18 protein-coding genes are annotated in these 17,244 nt (G+C 47.9%); 6 read left to right on the top strand and 12 right to left on the bottom strand.

Annotated elements, in window-relative coordinates:
* The 7 genes from HKN79_06190 to HKN79_06160 form a co-directional block, all read right to left on the bottom strand.
* Positions 1-239 (bottom strand): DUF1573 domain-containing protein (locus tag HKN79_06190; protein ID NNC83148.1); only part of this gene is annotated, 239 nt, incomplete at its 3' end.
* A gap of 322 nt (positions 240-561) precedes the next feature.
* Positions 562-2,169, bottom strand: coding sequence for a S41 family peptidase (locus HKN79_06185; GenBank protein ID NNC83147.1), 1,608 nt, complete (start codon positions 2,167-2,169; stop codon positions 562-564).
* An 81-nt stretch (positions 2,170-2,250) separates the two neighbouring features.
* Positions 2,251-3,747, bottom strand: a complete 1,497-nt coding sequence (locus HKN79_06180; GenBank protein NNC83146.1) for a TlpA family protein disulfide reductase — start codon at positions 3,745-3,747, stop codon at positions 2,251-2,253.
* An 8-nt stretch (positions 3,748-3,755) separates the two neighbouring features.
* Positions 3,756-4,214, bottom strand: a complete 459-nt coding sequence (coaD, locus tag HKN79_06175; protein ID NNC83145.1) for a pantetheine-phosphate adenylyltransferase — start codon at positions 4,212-4,214, stop codon at positions 3,756-3,758.
* 3 nt (positions 4,215-4,217) lie between these two features.
* The gene (gene rsmD / locus HKN79_06170) at positions 4,218-4,751 is read right to left on the bottom strand and encodes a 16S rRNA (guanine(966)-N(2))-methyltransferase RsmD (protein ID NNC83144.1); all 534 of its coding nucleotides are present in this window, start codon (positions 4,749-4,751) and stop codon (positions 4,218-4,220) included.
* A complete protein-coding gene (locus HKN79_06165; protein NNC83143.1) occupies positions 4,739-5,539 on the bottom strand; it encodes a DUF3822 family protein in 801 nt (266 codons plus the stop codon). Before HKN79_06165 ends, rsmD begins: the two co-directional genes overlap by 13 nt.
* The gene (locus tag HKN79_06160; protein NNC83142.1) at positions 5,517-6,347 is read right to left on the bottom strand and encodes a hypothetical protein; all 831 of its coding nucleotides are present in this window, start codon (positions 6,345-6,347) and stop codon (positions 5,517-5,519) included. The genes HKN79_06165 and HKN79_06160 overlap by 23 nt, the downstream gene beginning before the upstream one ends.
* Positions 6,348-6,444: 97 nt before the next feature.
* Between HKN79_06160 and HKN79_06155 the strand changes: the two genes are divergently transcribed.
* On the top strand, positions 6,445-7,857 hold the full coding sequence (locus HKN79_06155) for an AAA family ATPase (GenBank protein NNC83141.1): 1,413 nt from the start codon (positions 6,445-6,447) through the stop codon (positions 7,855-7,857).
* Positions 7,858-7,866: 9 nt separating this feature from the next.
* On the opposite strand, the gene HKN79_06150 is transcribed toward HKN79_06155, so the two are convergent.
* From HKN79_06150 to HKN79_06140, 3 genes are read right to left on the bottom strand one after another with little or no spacing between them, the layout of a single operon-like run.
* Positions 7,867-8,502, bottom strand: a complete 636-nt coding sequence (locus HKN79_06150) for an OmpH family outer membrane protein (protein ID NNC83140.1) — start codon at positions 8,500-8,502, stop codon at positions 7,867-7,869.
* A 38-nt stretch (positions 8,503-8,540) separates the two neighbouring features.
* Entirely contained in the window at positions 8,541-9,266 is a 726-nt protein-coding gene (locus tag HKN79_06145) for a response regulator (protein ID NNC83139.1), read from the bottom strand.
* Entirely contained in the window at positions 9,263-10,321 is a 1,059-nt protein-coding gene (locus HKN79_06140; protein NNC83138.1) for a histidine kinase, read from the bottom strand. The genes HKN79_06145 and HKN79_06140 overlap by 4 nt, the downstream gene beginning before the upstream one ends.
* Before the next feature lie 122 nt (positions 10,322-10,443).
* Between HKN79_06140 and HKN79_06135 the strand changes: the two genes are divergently transcribed.
* The 4 genes from HKN79_06135 to HKN79_06120 all read left to right on the top strand — a co-directional run bounded on the left by HKN79_06135 (position 10,444) and on the right by HKN79_06120 (position 14,377).
* A complete protein-coding gene (locus HKN79_06135) occupies positions 10,444-11,001 on the top strand; it encodes a DUF479 domain-containing protein (GenBank protein ID NNC83137.1) in 558 nt (185 codons plus the stop codon).
* Positions 11,002-11,071: 70 nt separating this feature from the next.
* The gene (locus HKN79_06130) at positions 11,072-11,863 is read left to right on the top strand and encodes a hypothetical protein (protein ID NNC83136.1); all 792 of its coding nucleotides are present in this window, start codon (positions 11,072-11,074) and stop codon (positions 11,861-11,863) included.
* On the top strand, positions 11,844-12,527 hold the full coding sequence (locus HKN79_06125) for an alpha/beta fold hydrolase (GenBank protein NNC83135.1): 684 nt from the start codon (positions 11,844-11,846) through the stop codon (positions 12,525-12,527). Before HKN79_06130 ends, HKN79_06125 begins: the two co-directional genes overlap by 20 nt.
* A gap of 68 nt (positions 12,528-12,595) precedes the next feature.
* A complete protein-coding gene (locus HKN79_06120) occupies positions 12,596-14,377 on the top strand; it encodes a T9SS type A sorting domain-containing protein (protein NNC83134.1) in 1,782 nt (593 codons plus the stop codon).
* A 22-nt stretch (positions 14,378-14,399) separates the two neighbouring features.
* Here HKN79_06120 and HKN79_06115 read toward each other — a convergent pair whose 3' ends face one another.
* On the bottom strand, positions 14,400-14,573 hold the full coding sequence (locus tag HKN79_06115; protein ID NNC83133.1) for a hypothetical protein: 174 nt from the start codon (positions 14,571-14,573) through the stop codon (positions 14,400-14,402).
* 89 nt (positions 14,574-14,662) lie between these two features.
* Positions 14,663-15,751 (bottom strand): M42 family metallopeptidase, encoded by a 1,089-nt coding sequence (locus HKN79_06110; protein NNC83132.1) that lies wholly within the window; start codon positions 15,749-15,751, stop codon positions 14,663-14,665.
* A 122-nt stretch (positions 15,752-15,873) separates the two neighbouring features.
* Between HKN79_06110 and HKN79_06105 the strand changes: the two genes are divergently transcribed.
* On the top strand, positions 15,874-17,244 hold a 1,371-nt coding region (locus HKN79_06105), incomplete at its 3' end, for a hypothetical protein (protein ID NNC83131.1).

The raw sequence follows: 17,244 nt of genomic DNA, 5'->3' as shown, positions 1-17,244 counted from the left end.
GTATTGGCTGTTACCGTCACATACTTGGTCTGCTTGTTCTTCTGTTTTCCAGGCTTGTATACCACTTTGATCTCACCTTCTTCACCGGGAGGAATAGGATCCTTCGGATACTCGGGAACGGTACAACCACATGATCCTTTTGCCTTATAGATAATCAAGGGATTGGTCCCGGAGTTGGTGAACTTGAAAATGTATTCATTCTCGGTATTCTGCTCGATCTGTCCGAAATCATGTTCCATCTGCGCAAAAGTGATGCCCGTCTTAGGGTCATTCTGATCCACCACAGGCTCTACAGACTTCTCTACAGTGAAGTTCTTTTCGGTACCTGGGGCTGCATTGAACTGGTTCTTCTTCTTCGAGTCAGCCGAGGCTACCTCTTTCTTATTCACTACACCAGCACGTTCAGGTGTGGTAGAACTTGAATTCTTCCAAAGGAAATAACCGTTGACCACGAGGGCTGCGGCTATGATTCCCATCAGACCGATTTTCAGATTGTTGCTCATTGTATACTTAGATTTTTTTCAGGGTGTAAAATTATGAAATCATGGATTGCCATGTTACTCAGTTATTCTGAGCCAGATTCAAGCGCTTGAACGTGTCATCTGTCATGACCTCCATCGCTTTTTGGTAAGCGGGTAGGATAGGGTTGATCACCTCATAGAATGCCTCGATATCGAATAGATTCCTAGCAACCAATGCCTTCAAACGTGTGTCGAAGAGATCCTTGGCTTGCTGATACTCCTCTTCATTGTATTCGATACCTTCTTTTTCTGCCTTGTCGAATAATCCTTGCATGAAATCATCTGACAACTCCAATCCTTCTCGCAACTCGGAGGCGGTGTTGTAGTTCTCGCTGAGACCATCACGATTGTCGTTGACATAGTTCAGAACGAATTGATTCATGACACCTTTTCGTACCACGTCATAATAGTAATCCGAACCCATAGTGGTATCCAGAGGTATGAATATGTCCGGGATTATTCCTCCACCGCCATACACCTTACGCTTATTGAGTTTGGTGAAGAACTGAAGTGAATCATTGATGTTGAGCATAGATTGGTCAGTAAGTTCTCCTTTTTCCAATCTGTCCCTACGTTCGTCCCGGTAGGCATCTACTCCTTCTTCATACGGTTTCTGAATACATCTGCCAGAAGGGGTGAAATACTTCTGCGTGGTCAATCTCACCGCACTGCCATCAGGTAGCCCGACCGGTTTCTGCACCAGTCCTTTACCGAATGAGCGTCTGCCGATTATCACTCCTCGATCCCAATCCTGAATGGCACCGGATACGATCTCACTCGCTGAGGCACTTCCTTCATCGATGAGTACAGCCAGTTTCCCTTTTTCGAATTCTCCTCGGGCCGATGCGTAGGTCTCATTCTTGGGGAAAGACCTTCCTTCAGTGAATACGATGAGTTGATCATCACTCAGGAACTCGTCAGCAATCTCGATGGCCGTACGTAGATATCCACCTCCATTGCCTTGAAGGTCCAGGATCAGATTTTCCATTCCTTGAGCTTTCAACTCGCTCAATGCTCTTCTGAACTCTGAGATGGTGGTAGCAGCAAATCGGCTGATCTTTATGTATCCGGTCTCTGGATCCGCCATATAGGATGCCACCACACTGTAGATAGGAATCTTGTCCCTGGTGATGGTAAAATCGATCACTTCATTTACACCCCTGCGTACTACACCCACACTGACCTCAGTACCTCTGGGTCCTTTCAGTAGGCGTTGTACATCACTGTTCTTGATACCCATCCCCGCTACATTCTCATCTTCTACACTGATGATACGGTCACCCGCCTGGATACCTACTTTCTCTGAAGGGCCTCCAGTGATCGGAGAGACCACGAAAATGGTATCCTCCAAGATGTTGAACTGAATACCTACCCCATCGAAGTTGCCTTTCAGAGGTTCGTTCATGGCCTTGAGTTCCTCTTTAGGGATATAGGTGCTGTGTGGGTCCAATTCCTCTAACATACCGATGATGGCATCTCGCACAAGTGCTTCACGGTCGACAGAATCTACGTAGAGTTCCTCGATATGATAGACCAGGGAATTAAAGCTCTCCAATTGAGCCGATGCTTCGGTCGTCTGCCCCTGCATACCAATACTCGTAAAACATAGGAAGAAGATCAGAAGGGATGTTACTCGTTGTATGTCCATGACTCTCATTACGCTAATAGATTCCTTTTGTTCCATACTTTATCAAATGCCTTTACCACAACAACTGCACCATGCACATGATCAATTCTCTTTGGACCCGATGGGTCTGGATCGGGTCACCGGATCTTCGGTCGTGATTCTATGTAATTGTGCTTCGAGCCCTTCACTTGGCAAGGGTATTTGATCCTTGACCACGACTCCATTCTCATCTACCAAGATAAAGAATGGAAGATTGACGATGCCCAATTGCCGGATGAGTGGACTGTAGATATCCTCAGTGGCCTGTAAGCTTGACCGCAGTAAAGGCCTGTCATCTCTTGGCTCTGGTCCATCGTGTATCAAGAATTGTATGTGATGGATATCTCGTGCGTACTCTCCCAGAAAGGTTTGGAGGGTCGCCTGTTCCTCTTTGCACCGGGTGCACCAAGTGGCATCGAATCCGATGAGTATCGGACGCCCTTTCAGGTCGGAGATACGATGGACTTCGTTGAATTGATCGGTGAACTCGAAATCCATTATAGGCAATCCCTCTGCCCTGCTACTCAACTTCGCTATGAGATTCCTAGCTATTGTTCGACTTTCTTCGCTCGCACCTTGTTCTGCAATATGCTCCAGTATCTGTATTCCCATCGTCCGATTCAAGCTGCCATTCCATATCTCTTCCAGTGCTAGACACATCACGAGTTCGCGCAACGGTGTGCGAGCGACAAAATCGTCTGCTTCCATGATGGCGGAAAGCTCTGTATAGGATCCATTGATGTTGATGGCGCTATCCAACTTCTCTTCTCCAAAAGAATCCGTGTTCTTGACCAAATAATACTTGTAGAATTCCCTGAGCAATGCAATGTGTTCAGGATGATGAATGGCCACCGGATGCGGTTCGATGAATTCTTGAAAGAACTGTCTGGGTGTCAGGTCCGAATTCCCATTCAACATGAGTTGGCCGATGACGGCATTTCGATACAAGGCAAAATAAGGATCATCCCCTTCAGCATAGATACTATCCATAGTGGAACGGAAAGCTTTGACCTTATTGAATAGCAACCTGCTCGGGTGGATGCCCTGTAAAGTTCTTACTGCGTTGGAGTCACTTTGTACTGCTTGATCCCGAGGAGAGAATAATCTTCTGAGGAGCTCATAATTCTTTTGGAAGAATAGATCATAATTCACATTGAAATCGATGATATCGGAATTGATGTCATCGGGTGAGAGATCGGTGAAGATGACCTCGGTCTCGGCTTCTTTTCCAAATCTTCTGGGCGCATCTGTTGGTGGAGCGGGATATTCGATCACGTAGCTTCCGTCTGGTTCCAAGTAGAGGTGGGCCATGGTGAAATCCACCGTTAATCTGGCCAATCGGATAGAGGAGATATCTGCAGTCAACTTGAAATTCCCATCTGAATCCACAACGGTCTCGTCTTGCTTCTCCAGCAACTCGCTCACCTGATCTGCATATGTATAGAGGACGATTCGCTCACCTGCCATATCAGGAGCCTGTCCATGGATCACAGCAGCACCCATGTGGAGTGCCAGCACCAGTTGGATCAGGATGGATATACTACGTATGGAAAACGACATGCTCAGAGTTAATCAATCTTCATGCCTTCCGGGATGAAGGGACGTATGTCCCCGTTATTACGGAGTATCTCTCTCAATATTGTGGAAGAGATGCCTGCAGTGGTAGGCGATGTGAGAAGGAAGACCGTCTCTACTTCAGGCGCCATGTTCTGATTCATCACGGCTATACTGTTCTCGTAAAAGAAATCCTTCCCATCTCTAAGACCGCGAAGTATGAATTGGGCCCCGACTTCTCTGCAGAAATCCACGGTAAGGCCATCGAAGCTCTGCACCTGCACTTGTTCCAGTTCTTTGAACACCTGCTCGATCATCGACTTCCTCTTGTCCAGGTCGAAATAGTATTTCTTGGTCGTATTAGTGCCTACTCCTATGACAATCCTGTCAAATAGGCCACAGGCTCTGCGCACGACCGACTCATGCCCTCGTGTGAATGGGTCGAATGATCCTGGGAAAACTGCTATACGCATGATTCAAGGTTTGAAGAATGAGAAATTGACCCTGCCATATCTCCTGTGCTCAATGAAGTGTGGCATCTTCTCAAAGGTATACTCCTGAGGGTGTTCTATGATCAGAAGACCATCGGCTTTCAACAGTTGATGCTGGAAGACATCTTCGATAATACGCTCATGGTGGGGGTAGTTATAGGGGGGGTCAGCAAAGATCAGATCATACTGACGATCTTGATTACGCAAGAATTTCAGGACATCGGATTTCAAATTCCGTACATTTTTGAAGTCAAAGGATCGCAGGACCTTCTCCCGATACTTGAAACTGGAGAGACTGATATCCACCATGATTCCTCTATCTGCTCCGCGACTCATCAATTCAAAACTGATATTGCCAGTACCGGAGAACAGATCCACAAAGGAGACACCCTCTAGATCGATCTTGTTCTGAACAAGGTTGAAGAGGCTCTCTTTGGCAAAATCAGTGGTGGGTCTCAGGTCCAGTTTGGATGAGACCGGGAGCTTCTTGCCTCGGTATTTACCGCCTATGATTCGCAATAGCGATAGTGGGTCAAACTGAATTCACCTATTCCTTGACTGTCCACTGGTCCAGATAGGTATTGCAAGCGAGGGCAGTAGGTCTTCAAAAGCTTGTGTCCAGAATCTGAATCGCTGCATTCACCGCTGATGACGATTACTGCCTGCGCGTGGTCCACGCGCATGCCATGTATGATGTTGAGTGTATGATAGACCAGGTCGGTATCATCCGGTATGTCGAATACGTTGAACAAGCGTAGTTCCTTGCCCTTGAAGACCATAGCGAAGAGTTGTTGATCGAGCACGTGCAACCTGAAAAGATGGTCACTGGAAAAGGACTGATTGACCCAGGCTTGGGTCAATACAGGATCCGAGGCATGTTTGACCTTGATCTGAGGAAAGAATCCCATCAGTTCTTGGTATACCTCATCCTCCAAACTGTAGATCGAATGAAGGTCCAGATTCTCAATATGCGTAGAGGCTACTTTGCGTCTTCCTTGTCCAAAGATGAGTGTCAGGTATTCTTCTTTCCTGCTTGGATCGAAAAGACCATCAGGGACCAGAGTGACTTCTTTGGAGCTAGAGTAGACCGTCACCGAACCGAAGTCCTTGCCTATGGTCGAGAAACGTTCGTTCAATCGGGAATCAGAAAGGGATTCCCGATAGATGTGCATCTCGGCATCGCGATCAATGGTCGAGAAACAGAGGGTGTAGGACGTAGCTTGGAGCAGGATACCGAGATGTACGGTCGCTGGATGGTCCAGATGCTCGAGATATCGGTCGAGATCAGTCTTCTTTCCAGTTACCATTCAAGTGAGCATCTTCCATACTACCTATTTTCAATGCTTCACTCTTGGGAGCCATGAATGGGTCCGGGTCGGTGACTTCCAATACAGGTTGTTCCACCCCTCCCAAATTGGCCATTCCGGCCTTGACTTCCCACGGTTCTCCGGAGCTAGGGGCATATTTCAGCTTTTCTAGATCCAATGGGAATTTCCTCGATTTCATGGCGATCTCATTTGTGAATTTATCCTCCATGACGGGAATCTGTATGGTATCCCTTACGATCATTCCCGAAGCAATCACCTCTTCATCGGTCATTCCCTCAGGCATCTTTTGGATCAGACCCAATTCCAAGGCCTTTTCCTCCGTACCTACACTATCAGGAATGGCACCGATCTTCTTGACCTTCGGCACGCTATCATTCTTCACAAATGCTACCAAGCCATCGAGGTCCTGAGTGTAGACTCCATGCACAGCGCGATAAGCTTCCTGGGCACTTCGTACATCTTTTAGAGCCTGTATTGTCTTGGCTTTGTTCAATTGCTTCATTTCCATCATCTCTATCTCACTGGAGATGGAGTTGCTATTGGCCATGATGAAGTAGATCGAGGCCAAGGCAAAAACAGCCGTCAATGCGATGCGGATAGGCTTTTTGATGACGTCCATGAGGAAGAGTAGGGAGATCACACCGACCAAGAATATGGTCACCGCTCCCAAGATGACCTCAGAGGGTTGAGGATTCGGTCCAGAGGCCATGATGAGCAGCGCAATTCCTGCGATGATACAAATAGCTGGGAACCAGTATTTACCAAGAGCTTTGAAGATAGTATCCATGCGTTGAATTATCCTTGTCAGACGGACAAAGCTAAGATTTTGTTTCTATAACCATATCGTAGATCAGAGGTCTGTGTCAATGTATATTTCAGCCCTCATGCCAGCGCATCCATCCTTGATATCAACGGAGATCCATCAGCGATCATTGGTCGATTTCCTGGATTTCGAACCCACTGGATCACAATCCCAAGCCATCTATGCCCTCGCCCGGCTTCTCTCGAGTCAGCGACCACGATGTGCTTTACTGATAAAAGGCTATGCTGGGACAGGTAAGACTACATTGATGCGTTCATTGGTCAAGCACTTGACCTCTATGGGGAGCGAGGCGGTGCTCCTTGCTCCCACAGGCAGGGCAGCTAAGGTGCTGTCACAATACACAGGTAGATTCAGCAGTACCATCCATCGTCACATCTATAGGCGGAATGTGGATGCATCCGGGAGGTCACATTTCAGCTTGGCACCCAATAAGCGGGAGAATGTACTGTTCATCGTTGATGAGGCTTCTATGCTCGGCAATGACAAAGGAGTGGTCTATAATGGTCTTCTGGATGACCTCATGGCCTATGTTTTCTCAGGGCCAGGTTGCAAACTGGTCCTGCTAGGGGATGATGCGCAGTTACCTCCTGTAGGCTTGGACCAGAGTCCGGCAATGGATGTGGACACGATGCGGAGCGACTATGACCTGACCATCGCGGGATGTACGATGATCGACATAGTCAGACAGGACGCGCAGAGTGCCATTCTCAGTCTGGCCACTGCGGTGAGGATGAGGGTGTTCGATACAGAAGACAAAAATTTGACCTTGAACTATTCCAAGGGTCCAGAAGTATTCCACCTAGACCCGAGGGATCTAGCCGATGAATTAGAGTCATGTTACAGCCATTATGGTGTAGAGCAGGTCCGGGTGATATGTAGATCCAATCGATCGGCCAATCAATACAATCAGCAGATACGTCAACAGGTATTGCAATTGGATGACCGGATAGGAGGTGGGGACCTAGTCATGATCGTCCGCAACAATTATCTCTGGACCCAAGAAGAAGGGAACATGCCATTCATTGCCAATGGTGATTTGGCGGAGGTACTGTATGTCAAGGAACAGAGGCAGCTTTATGAAATGGAATTCGCCCGATTGGGTCTCGATTTCATGGATTATCCCGATGAGCCGACCATGGAGGCCATGGCGCTGCTCGACACCTTGGAGGAGAAATCATCATCCATGTCCGAGGATAAGATGAGCAAGCTGTACGCAGCTGTCAAATCCGACCATGCATTCGAAGGTGGCCCTAGTTCGCTTCAAGAAAAAATGCAGAAGGATCCTTGGTACAATGCGCTACAGATCAAATTCGGCTATGCAGTCACCTGCCACAAGGCACAAGGCGGACAGTGGCCAGTGGTCTTTGTCGATCGGGGATATCTGACCGATGAGATGATGGATAGGGAATTCTGGAAATGGCTCTACACAGCTGTGACTCGGGCCACCGAGAAATTGTATTTGATCGGATTCTGAGATCGGCCGTTATTCCGTGCCTTCTGATTTCTCAGCTGCGAGTTCCTCCGCATAGCGCTGATTCAGCATCTCGATCACTTCCTGTGTGATCTCATAGGATTCATTGCCGATCAATATGCCTCCTCCGGCAGATTTAGCGAGAATGTAGTCATAGCCATATTTGGCATTGATGTCCTCCACCACTCCCATGATGCGCTCGTTGAGGTCTTCTTGTATCTCAGTCTCCAGCTTGATGAGGTCTGAGGTCAATTTCTCTTGATAGGCCTGTAGGTCCATCTGGCTCTGTTGGATCTTTTGCTCTGCTTCTTGCATCTGACTGGGAGTCATATATCTGGCCTCTTCCTGGAGCTTCATATACTCTTCCTCTGCTTTTCTCATCCTATTGGCCATTCTCCTTTCTGAGCGGCTGGTCTCCTCTTTAAGGACTTTCAGCTTGTCATCCAGATAGGTGAAATTGATGTTGATACTGTCAATGTTGATGTAGGCGATCTTACCTTCTCCAGGCAATGTCTCACCTTCTTCAATGGGTTCGACTGATACTTCTTGGGTAGGGTCTTCGGCCGTACTTCCTTTCATCCTATCGACCAAGAGATAACCTGAGATGAGCAGGGCGATGATGATGAGTGCGGTATTGATTTTCTGCATGGTAGCGCTTCTGGATTGAAAAGGCTGCGAAGATAGTATCAGAGACTCATCGTCTCTTTGAATTTTGCAGCCTGTCTCCGGGATACCTCTACTTCAGTCCCGTCTTTAAGAGTGACCATCAGCCCTCCGTTGAACCAGGATTCCACCTTATCGATCCATTTCAGATTGATGATGTATTTCCTATTTGCCCTGAAGAAGGTACGCGCATCCAAAGTGGTCTCCAGATTATTGAGGGACCGCAGGATCATTGGTTTCTGGTTCTTGAAGAACACTCTCACGTAGTTGCCTTCTGATTGGAATTTGGAGACCTCTGATAAGGTGACGAACCAACATCTGTCCCCATCCTTCAAGAAGATCTGGTCGTCTTGACCGAGCCGGGACTTGCGAGTGAGACTATCATCGGTCGTCTCTTGATCGTTGGTCGAATCCAAGCGTTTCAGGGTCTCTTCCAAACGCTGTGGTTCTACGGGCTTCAACAGATAGTCCAGCGCACTTACCTCGAAGGCTTTGAGCGCATATTCATCGTATGCAGTCACAAAGATCACCTTGGGCACGTATTCCAGTTCTGCAAGCAATTGGAAGCCATCCTTTTCGGGCATCTGAATGTCGAGGAATATCAGGTCGGGTCTAAGTGATTCTATCTTCTTTTTAGCGTCATCTGCATTGGATGATTCTGAGATCACATCGATGTGGACATATTGCTTCAGCAGACTGATCAACTCTTTGCGGGCCAATCGTTCATCATCTATGACTATCGTTCTCATATGCTATGGGTCTTAGGAAGTGTCAAGGTGGCCTTGACCTTCTTCTCTGGTTTTTGTTGGATAAGGAATGAAGCTTCGTCTTTGTACAGGATATTGAGCCTGCGCTTGAGGTTCTCCAGGCCGATACCGGTCCCTCTTTTCTTGGAGCCTAGGTCTCCGGAGTTCTCTACAGACACAATGATCTTATTATCCGACTCTCGTATCTCGATGTGCAATGTCCCACCTTCTTGGAGTCTGGAAATCCCATGTTTTATGGCATTTTCTACCAGCATCTGGATCATCATCGGGGGTATCTTGAGGTCCAGCAAGCGTTCATCCACTTCATAGGTGACTTTGAGTCGTTCCTCGTAGCGTATCTCTTCCAGGTCAAGGTGGTCCTTGACCAGATTCAATTCATCGCGGATTGTCACCAGATTCTGCCTACCGGCCATCAACGAGCTCCGTAGGATATTGGAAAGCTTGGTCACAGCACTCTTGGCCTGTGCGGGTTCTTCGTCAACCAAAGCACGGATGGAGTTCATCGCATTGAAGATGAAATGTGGATTGAGTTGGGACTTCAAGTTGGTCAACTCCAATTCTCGTTGACTGGATTCCAATCGGAGATTCTTGATCTCCTCCAATTCGTAATTGCGCAGGTAGTGGTAAGCAAAATAGCCAGTTGCCCATAGGAGGAAGAGAATGGTGAACGTGACGAAGAGGGTAAGGAGATCGGCCGAGTCTCCTGTCAAAACCGGACCTACGTTATCAAAGAACAGGTCCAAGATACTGGCCAAAAGCAGCGCATATACCACTCCGAAGAGCAGGCTGCCCAATATGACCCGGGGAATGATGGCCTCTAAACGCATGGTCAGCCAGCCCCGATTGATAATCAGCAATCGGAAGAGATGGGATAAGCCGACCCCTAGACCTATGATCAGGAAAAAGAGTTTGAGTGCCAGAGAGACCCCTAGTCCACTGCCGATGTAGTTCCACACCGTCAACATCAGTGAATAGATGGTCCAACCGGCCAATTGCGATTGCCAATAGTATTTCCGTCTGGTCGGTGTTATACCCACACGAGCAAAGATATTCCTTAACTATGCCCACCATCCAGCGACCAATGACGAAAGGTATTCTGGCTCGCTGAGCGGATGATGACTTGAACTATCTGGCCCACATATTACTATCAGGTGATGACATGAACATCGCCATAGGCAACTTCATAGGCGATGGGGTGAAAGGAAGGATCACCGAGAAATATCCACCGCTCATCACGGTAGGTCTCAGGTTGCATAGATTCATTGATGACATGGCCGATACGCATCCGGTGAACCTGGAAGCACGAAAGGCACTATATCCTCATTTTGGGAAATATTCGGCCGTGGTCCAGGATATGCTGCACGACCATTTTCTGGCACTGCACTGGGACAACTATTCCGAGCAGGATATCTCCACCTATCTAGATGAATTCTATAAGCATGCAGACCGGTCACTCGACATATTTCCTGAGCATCAGAAGCGATTCTATCTGGCCATGAAAGAAGGGAATTGGTTGATGAACTATCGATATCTCGACAATATCGAAAGGGCATTCTCTGGGCTCTCGAGACGGGTGCTCAGACCCAACTCCATTCATCTTGCAGGGCAGTATCTACGGAAGAATCATTCTCGTTTGGAAGCGGAGTTCTTGATCTTTTTTCCCATACTCATGAGGGCATCGCAGATAGAACTGGACCGATTGTTGACAAAGCTGTAGATAGCCAGATGGGCAGTCATAGCATCACTTGGTCGATTATATATATTTGTTCTTTGACTAAAACTCTGTAATGAAGATCCGTCATATCCTCCTCATTTGTGCAGCTGTGCTCTTTACTGGGCATCTTACTGCCGGTGTTATCGTGGTAGAAGGCAAGTATCAACTCAGGAATCTATTCGTACTCAACGGTCAATCGTCAGCAGGAGTGGGATTCTGTGTGTTCGAAGTGTTGGTGAATGGTGATATCTCTACAGATGAGGTCAATTCAGATGCCTTTGAGATAGACCTTTCTCAATATGGATTCGAGCTGGGTGATGAGATAGAAGTGCGCATCAAGCACAAGGACGGTTGTGAACCCCGTGTGCTCAATCCAGAGGCCTTGGAACCCATGCCGACCTTCGAAGTCAAAGACATCACAGTATCTGATGATGGCCTCCTCGAGTGGTCCACGATCAATGAGCAAGGAGCTCTTCCATTCGTTGTCCAACAGTTCAAATGGAACAAGTGGGTCAATCTGGGTGAGGTACAAGGAGAGGGTACTTCGAATGAGAATGTCTATCAATTCAAATTGGTCCCGATCTCAGGGGAGAATCGCATTCGGGTCATCCAGAAGAGCTTTAGCGGAAAAGTCAGGGCAAGTGAGCCGGTCTCCTTCGAAAGTCCTAAAGACGAGGTGACCTATCGCTATGACAAGAAGCGCGATCAGATAACCTTCAGCGATGAAACAGCATTTGAGATTTACAATCGCTACGGTCAGATCGCTAAGAGGGGATTCGGCAAATCAGTCAGTGTTTCCAATCTGCGTAAGAGCACCTATTACCTGACCTATGACTCATCCATCGATGAGTTCATCAAGAAATGAGGCCGATCCCTCAGAGCATGAGGGCTTCGTACAAATTCCCTTACAAGCCCGGTACTACACATTAGGTACTTCTGTAGAAGACAGTCAGGCCATCCTACTCTGTCTACATGGATATGGTCAATTGGCTCGGTACTTCCTACGAAAATTCGATTCGGCTGTTGGCCATGGAATTCATGTAGTAGTGCCAGAAGGACTGCATCGATTCTACCTCTCGGGCAATGAAGGCCGGGTGGGAGCGTCTTGGATGACCAAAGAGGCCCGCGCTATAGATATCCAGAACTACTGCGTATACCTGGATCATGTGATGGATCAAGTGCTTGAAGGCAGGGACAAGCGCATCATCGTGCTTGGATTCTCGCAAGGTGCTGCTACTGCAGGCAGATGGATACAACACACCGCTCGGTCGGTGAGCGACCTCATCCTTTGGGCGGGTATGTTTCCACATGACGTGGATCTATCGGCAGATGCATCCTTCTGGTCAGAAGTGGATTTTCACTCTGTGCTGGGTACGGATGATCCGTATATCGATGATGAGCGGCTCAATGCACATCGTCAACCGTTCACTCAAGCCGGCCTTTCCATGAGCCACATGGAGTTCAAAGGTGCGCATACCATAGAGCCTGAAGCGCTGAATAAGCTGCTGGATAGGATTCTGAGCCATTGACCATTAAGTAGCCATCCATAGGATATGGCACACGTATATTTGTCGCGTTTTTCAATCTCCACTGCATAATGAGAAAACTACTGATCGCACTTTTCACCCTCACCTTGATCGCTCCTCAGCTCAATGCTCAGAGTGATGTACTTCCCAATGACCACGCACCTTGGGAATTGATTACTGACAAAGGAGAAGATTATCGAAGTGCTTTAGGCTTGGAGATCACCACACCTCCATCTTTCCCTGTGCGTACCATGGCTGAGTGGGAAGAGATACAATCACTCGTCATCACTTGGGCCGGATTCAATCGGATATTGAAGCAGATCGCATTCTATGCCAAAGAAGAATGTGAGGTGATCATCATCGCCAGTTCGGAAAGCTCGGTGATCAATTATCTGAATTCTAACAATGCAGGTGGACCTCCATTCGATAACCTTGACAATATCACGATCATCGAAGATGACTTCGATTCCATATGGGGTAGGGACTATGGGGCGCACACCATCTATCGCGATGATGTAGAAGAACTACTGCTCGTAGATTGGATCTACAACCGCAATAGACCGGCTGATGATAATGTGCCATTGACAATCGGACAACATCTAGGATTACCTGTGTATGCTACTACACAATCTCCCTATGACCTCATGGCCACTGGAGGTAATTTCATGGCCGATGGTATGGGTACGGCTTTCAGTTCGGAATTGATCTTCGAGGAGAACGAAGGAGGGAATACCTGGTGGGGAGCGCAATATCCCGATCATACAGAAGACGAGATCGATGCCATCATGGAGGACTTCATGGGAATCGACCGATATATCAAGATGGATGTCCTACCTTATGACGGTATCCACCACATCGACATGCATATGAAACTGCTTGATGAAGAGACCCTTATCATAGGAGAATACCCTGCAGGTGTGGCCGATGGGCCCCAGATAGAGGCCAATATGGAATATGTACTGGAGAACTTCGACTCTTCTTTCGGTACACCTTATGAAATCGTACGTGTGCAGATGCCACCAGACGGGAATGCCTATCCAAATACCAATGGTGCCTATCGCACCTACACCAATATGGTATTTGTGAATGGGACCGTGCTCGTTCCTACCTATGAAGCTCAGTATGATCAACCAGCATTGGAGATCATCCAGAATGAATTGCCAGGGTATAATGTGGTAGGTATCGAGTGCAATGATATCATCGAGCTGAGCGGAGCGATCCACTGTATCACCAAAGCGGTCGGAGTGTCCGATCCTCTACTGATCGTGCATGATCATCTGGAGGACACCTATGAGGATGTTCTGGATTATCAAGTAGATGCTACGGTGAAGCATGTTTCCGGAATCGCCTCAGCCGATGTAGTGTATAGAGTGGATGGTTCCGATTGGACCTCGCAGCCCATGACCTTGACTGACGCGACCAATGATATCTGGACGGCCTACATACCCGCGCAAGCAGTCGGAGCGCAGGTGCAGTATTACATCGATGCCGATGCAACATCTGGCAAACAACAAATGCGTCCCATCGTTGCTCCAGAAGGTCATTGGACCTTCAATATTCTAGATAGTTCTGTTGGTATCGAGGAACTTCAGGAGGTCTCACCGATCGCTGAAGTGTATCCCAATCCAGCCAATGCGATCACGATCATTAAATTGGATATGCCCTCTTCTGAGAACATCGATCTTACTTTGAAAGATATGCTTGGTAGGACCGTAGAGGTCATCCATCAAGGAAGTGTGGGATTCGGAGAACAGAAGTACTTCATCGATGCCTCCAGATTGAATCCGGGAGCTTACGTGGTCGATCTGACCATTGGGGTCCAGCGATACAGTAGGCCTCTAATGGTACGATGAACCGCAGTCTGACAATCTGATATCAGCAAGGAGGGCAGGGTCCGCCACAATCGACCAAGGTCTCTCCTTGATTCAATATTCCATCGTCACAGGTCTCACAGGGAGGGCATGGGCCACCGCAGTCTACATCGGTCTCGCCACCGCTCAATACTCCATCTTCACAGGATTGCTCTACAAATCCCTGTACTTCTTCCAAGCTAGGGGTATCAGGTTCATAGCAACCTGGTAGGAGTATTAGGACAATAATCAGAGATAAGATATGAAAAGCTGCACGCATGCTGAAGATCATTTGAAGTATCGGAAATCCTGTTTGTTCTTGATTCCTTTCACCGCGTGATAGATCAGACGTATGACGTTCTCCACATCATCCTTGTGGACCATCTCCACGGTGGTATGCATATATCTCAGAGGAAGGGAGATCAAGGCTGACGCCACACCCGTACCTGAGTAGGCAAATGCATCTGTATCTGTACCCGTTGATCGACTGGCAGCCAATCTCTGGAAAGGAATCTTGTGCTTCTCAGCTTGGGAGACGATGTGCTTAAGTAGATTGTTCTGCACAGCGGGTGCATAGCTCAGCACAGGGCCATCTCCACAGGCCAGATCACCTTGCTCTACCTTTTTGATCATAGGAGTATTGGTGTCGTGGCATACATCGGTGACAATGGCCACGTCAGGAGAAATGGTGCGTGAGATCATCTCAGCGCCCCGGAGGCCTATCTCTTCTTGCACTGAATTCACCACATATAGGCTGAAGGGTATCTTGTCCTTGTTCTCTTTGATCAAGCGTGCGACCTGACTGATCATGAACCCGCCTGCCCGGTTGTCCATGGCACGACCTACGTGGTATGTCTTATTGAGCATCATGTATTCATCCTCGTAGGTCACCACACAGCCTACATGTATGCCGAGTTTCTCTACTTCTTCTTTGCTCGTAGCGCCACAGTCCAAGAATATATTCTCGAGCTTGGGTGGCTCTTCTTTACCGGCTTTACGTGTATGGATAGCAGGCCATCCGAACACGGCCTTTACAATTCCCTTGTCCGTATGGATATCCACACGCTTGGATGGGGCGATCTGGTGATCACTACCTCCATTTCGCTTGAGATAGATGAATCCATCCTTGGTGATGTAGTGTACGAACCATGAGATCTCATCTGCATGCGCTTCTATAACTACTTTATAGTCTTTGCCCGGGTTGATGATGGCAGCTACCGACCCATACGTATCCACCAAATAATCATCGCTGTAAGCTTTCATATAGTCCAGCCACAATTTCTGACCTTCACTCTCAAAACCCGTAGGGGAGGGGTTGTTGATGTAATTTTCGAAGAATTGGAGGGATTTCTTGTCCAGTATGGATTTTTTAGGCATGCTGCTGAGTTCTGATTATTCAAAAGGTAAAAGTACATCTTAGACCGAATGTGTGATACGGTGGATACCGCTCATCCTAGCACGAATTTTCGCTGGTATGCCTTTTGATATCTTTGGTCGCCATGAGAAGATCTATATCTAATTGCGCATGGGCCGTAGGTATTCTATTATCTACTTCTGTTCTCGCCCAAGATGTCTTGACCATAGAAGAAGCCGTGACTGGCGCTTACTCCACTTTTGCTCCTGAGCGTGTAGCGGATCTGGAATGGATTCCAGATAGCGATACCTACTCGTATCGAAAAGGGGAAGGCAGAGAAGCGTTGATCGTGCGTGGATTCACCGATGATCGACCAGATGAGGTGCTATTCGACCTTGAGAAGATACGGGACGCTTTTTTGAATGCCGGTTTTGTCCAACCCGAAGAGATTCCTCCATTTATCTGGATAGATTCTGAACGGGTACTGTTCTCGTTCAAAGGGCAGTACTGGGAGTACAATACACAATGGAAAGTGGTTGCAAAACGTATATCATGCAGCCGTGTGGTCCAGAATAGAGAACTCTCACCACAGCACACCAATTTAGCTGGTACAGTAGGCAATAGGGTGTACATCAGCGACAAGAGCAACGATACCATACCGATCACCGATCCTCCCGAAGGAATCACACATGGGCAGGCTGTGTCGCGCTGGGAATTCGGCATCGATAAAGGATTGTTCTGGTCACCCGATGGGCAGAAACTCGCATTCTATGAAAAGGACGAACGTCCTGTCTCTGAGTATGCTTTAATGGATTATACCACCATCCCAGCGCAAGAAGCCCCTGTTAGATATCCGATGGCCGGGCAAGGTAGTGAGATCGTGAAGCTCAAGGTATTCGACTTGAAGAAGAATCAAGTCATTGAACTCGCCACTGAAGGAGAACCCGATCAATACCTGACCTCTATTACATGGGCCTTGGATGGGAAATCGATACTTGTAGGGCATCTGGACCGTTCTCAGAACAACTTCAAATTGGCCAGATATAATGTCTCCACCGGTGAGCTGGCCCAAATCCTATTCGAGGAAAAGGACGATGCCTATGTAGAACCCGAGCAAGGTGCATACATGCTTCCTGGCACCAAAGGGGAATTCCTTTGGTTCTCAGAGAGGGATGGCTATAACCACATCTATCACTATGACAAAAAAGGGCAGCTACTCGGTCAAGTGACTCGTGGCGAACATGTGATACAACGTGTTCTTCACTATGATGAAGAGAGCCAGGAGTTGATCGTGCTTGGGACGGGCTCACCAATTGAGACTGTGGCCTATCTAGTGCCTTTGGACGGTTCATCCATGACCCGTATTACTCCCGAGTCTGGGCTTCACCGTGTCAAGGTCTCCGATACGGGGAAATACCTGATCGATGCCTATAGTTCAATGGAAATTCCGCGCAGAACAGTCATTCGGGATAGAAGCGGTAAGGTGGTCAAGACCTTGCTCGATGCTCCAGATCCA

It is taken from the genome of Flavobacteriales bacterium, assembly GCA_013001705.1.
Classification (GTDB): Bacteria; Bacteroidota; Bacteroidia; order Flavobacteriales_D; family JABDKJ01; genus JABDLZ01.
Note: the sequence above shows the minus strand (reverse complement) of the source record. Positions and strands in the feature narration are given on the sequence as shown.

Bases quoted from the DNA above. Each gene is read 5' to 3' on its own strand.
- HKN79_06155 (NNC83141.1), top strand. From the start codon at position 6,445: ATGCCAGCGCATCCATCCTTGATATCAACGGAGATCCATCAGCGATCA.
- HKN79_06130 (NNC83136.1), top strand. From the start codon at position 11,072: ATGAAGATCCGTCATATCCTCCTCATTTGTGCAGCTGTGCTCTTTACT.
- HKN79_06145 (NNC83139.1), bottom strand. From the start codon at position 9,266: ATGAGAACGATAGTCATAGATGATGAACGATTGGCCCGCAAAGAGTTG.
- HKN79_06110 (NNC83132.1), bottom strand. From the start codon at position 15,751: ATGCCTAAAAAATCCATACTGGACAAGAAATCCCTCCAATTCTTCGAA.
- HKN79_06125 (NNC83135.1), top strand. From the start codon at position 11,844: ATGAGTTCATCAAGAAATGAGGCCGATCCCTCAGAGCATGAGGGCTTC.
- HKN79_06160 (NNC83142.1), bottom strand. From the start codon at position 6,347: ATGGATACTATCTTCAAAGCTCTTGGTAAATACTGGTTCCCAGCTATT.
- HKN79_06185 (NNC83147.1), bottom strand. From the start codon at position 2,169: ATGGACATACAACGAGTAACATCCCTTCTGATCTTCTTCCTATGTTTT.
- coaD (NNC83145.1), bottom strand. From the start codon at position 4,214: ATGCGTATAGCAGTTTTCCCAGGATCATTCGACCCATTCACACGAGGG.
- HKN79_06135 (NNC83137.1), top strand. From the start codon at position 10,444: ATGAACATCGCCATAGGCAACTTCATAGGCGATGGGGTGAAAGGAAGG.
- HKN79_06150 (NNC83140.1), bottom strand. From the start codon at position 8,502: ATGCAGAAAATCAATACCGCACTCATCATCATCGCCCTGCTCATCTCA.
- HKN79_06180 (NNC83146.1), bottom strand. From the start codon at position 3,747: ATGTCGTTTTCCATACGTAGTATATCCATCCTGATCCAACTGGTGCTG.
- HKN79_06120 (NNC83134.1), top strand. From the start codon at position 12,596: ATGAGAAAACTACTGATCGCACTTTTCACCCTCACCTTGATCGCTCCT.
- HKN79_06165 (NNC83143.1), bottom strand. From the start codon at position 5,539: ATGGTAACTGGAAAGAAGACTGATCTCGACCGATATCTCGAGCATCTG.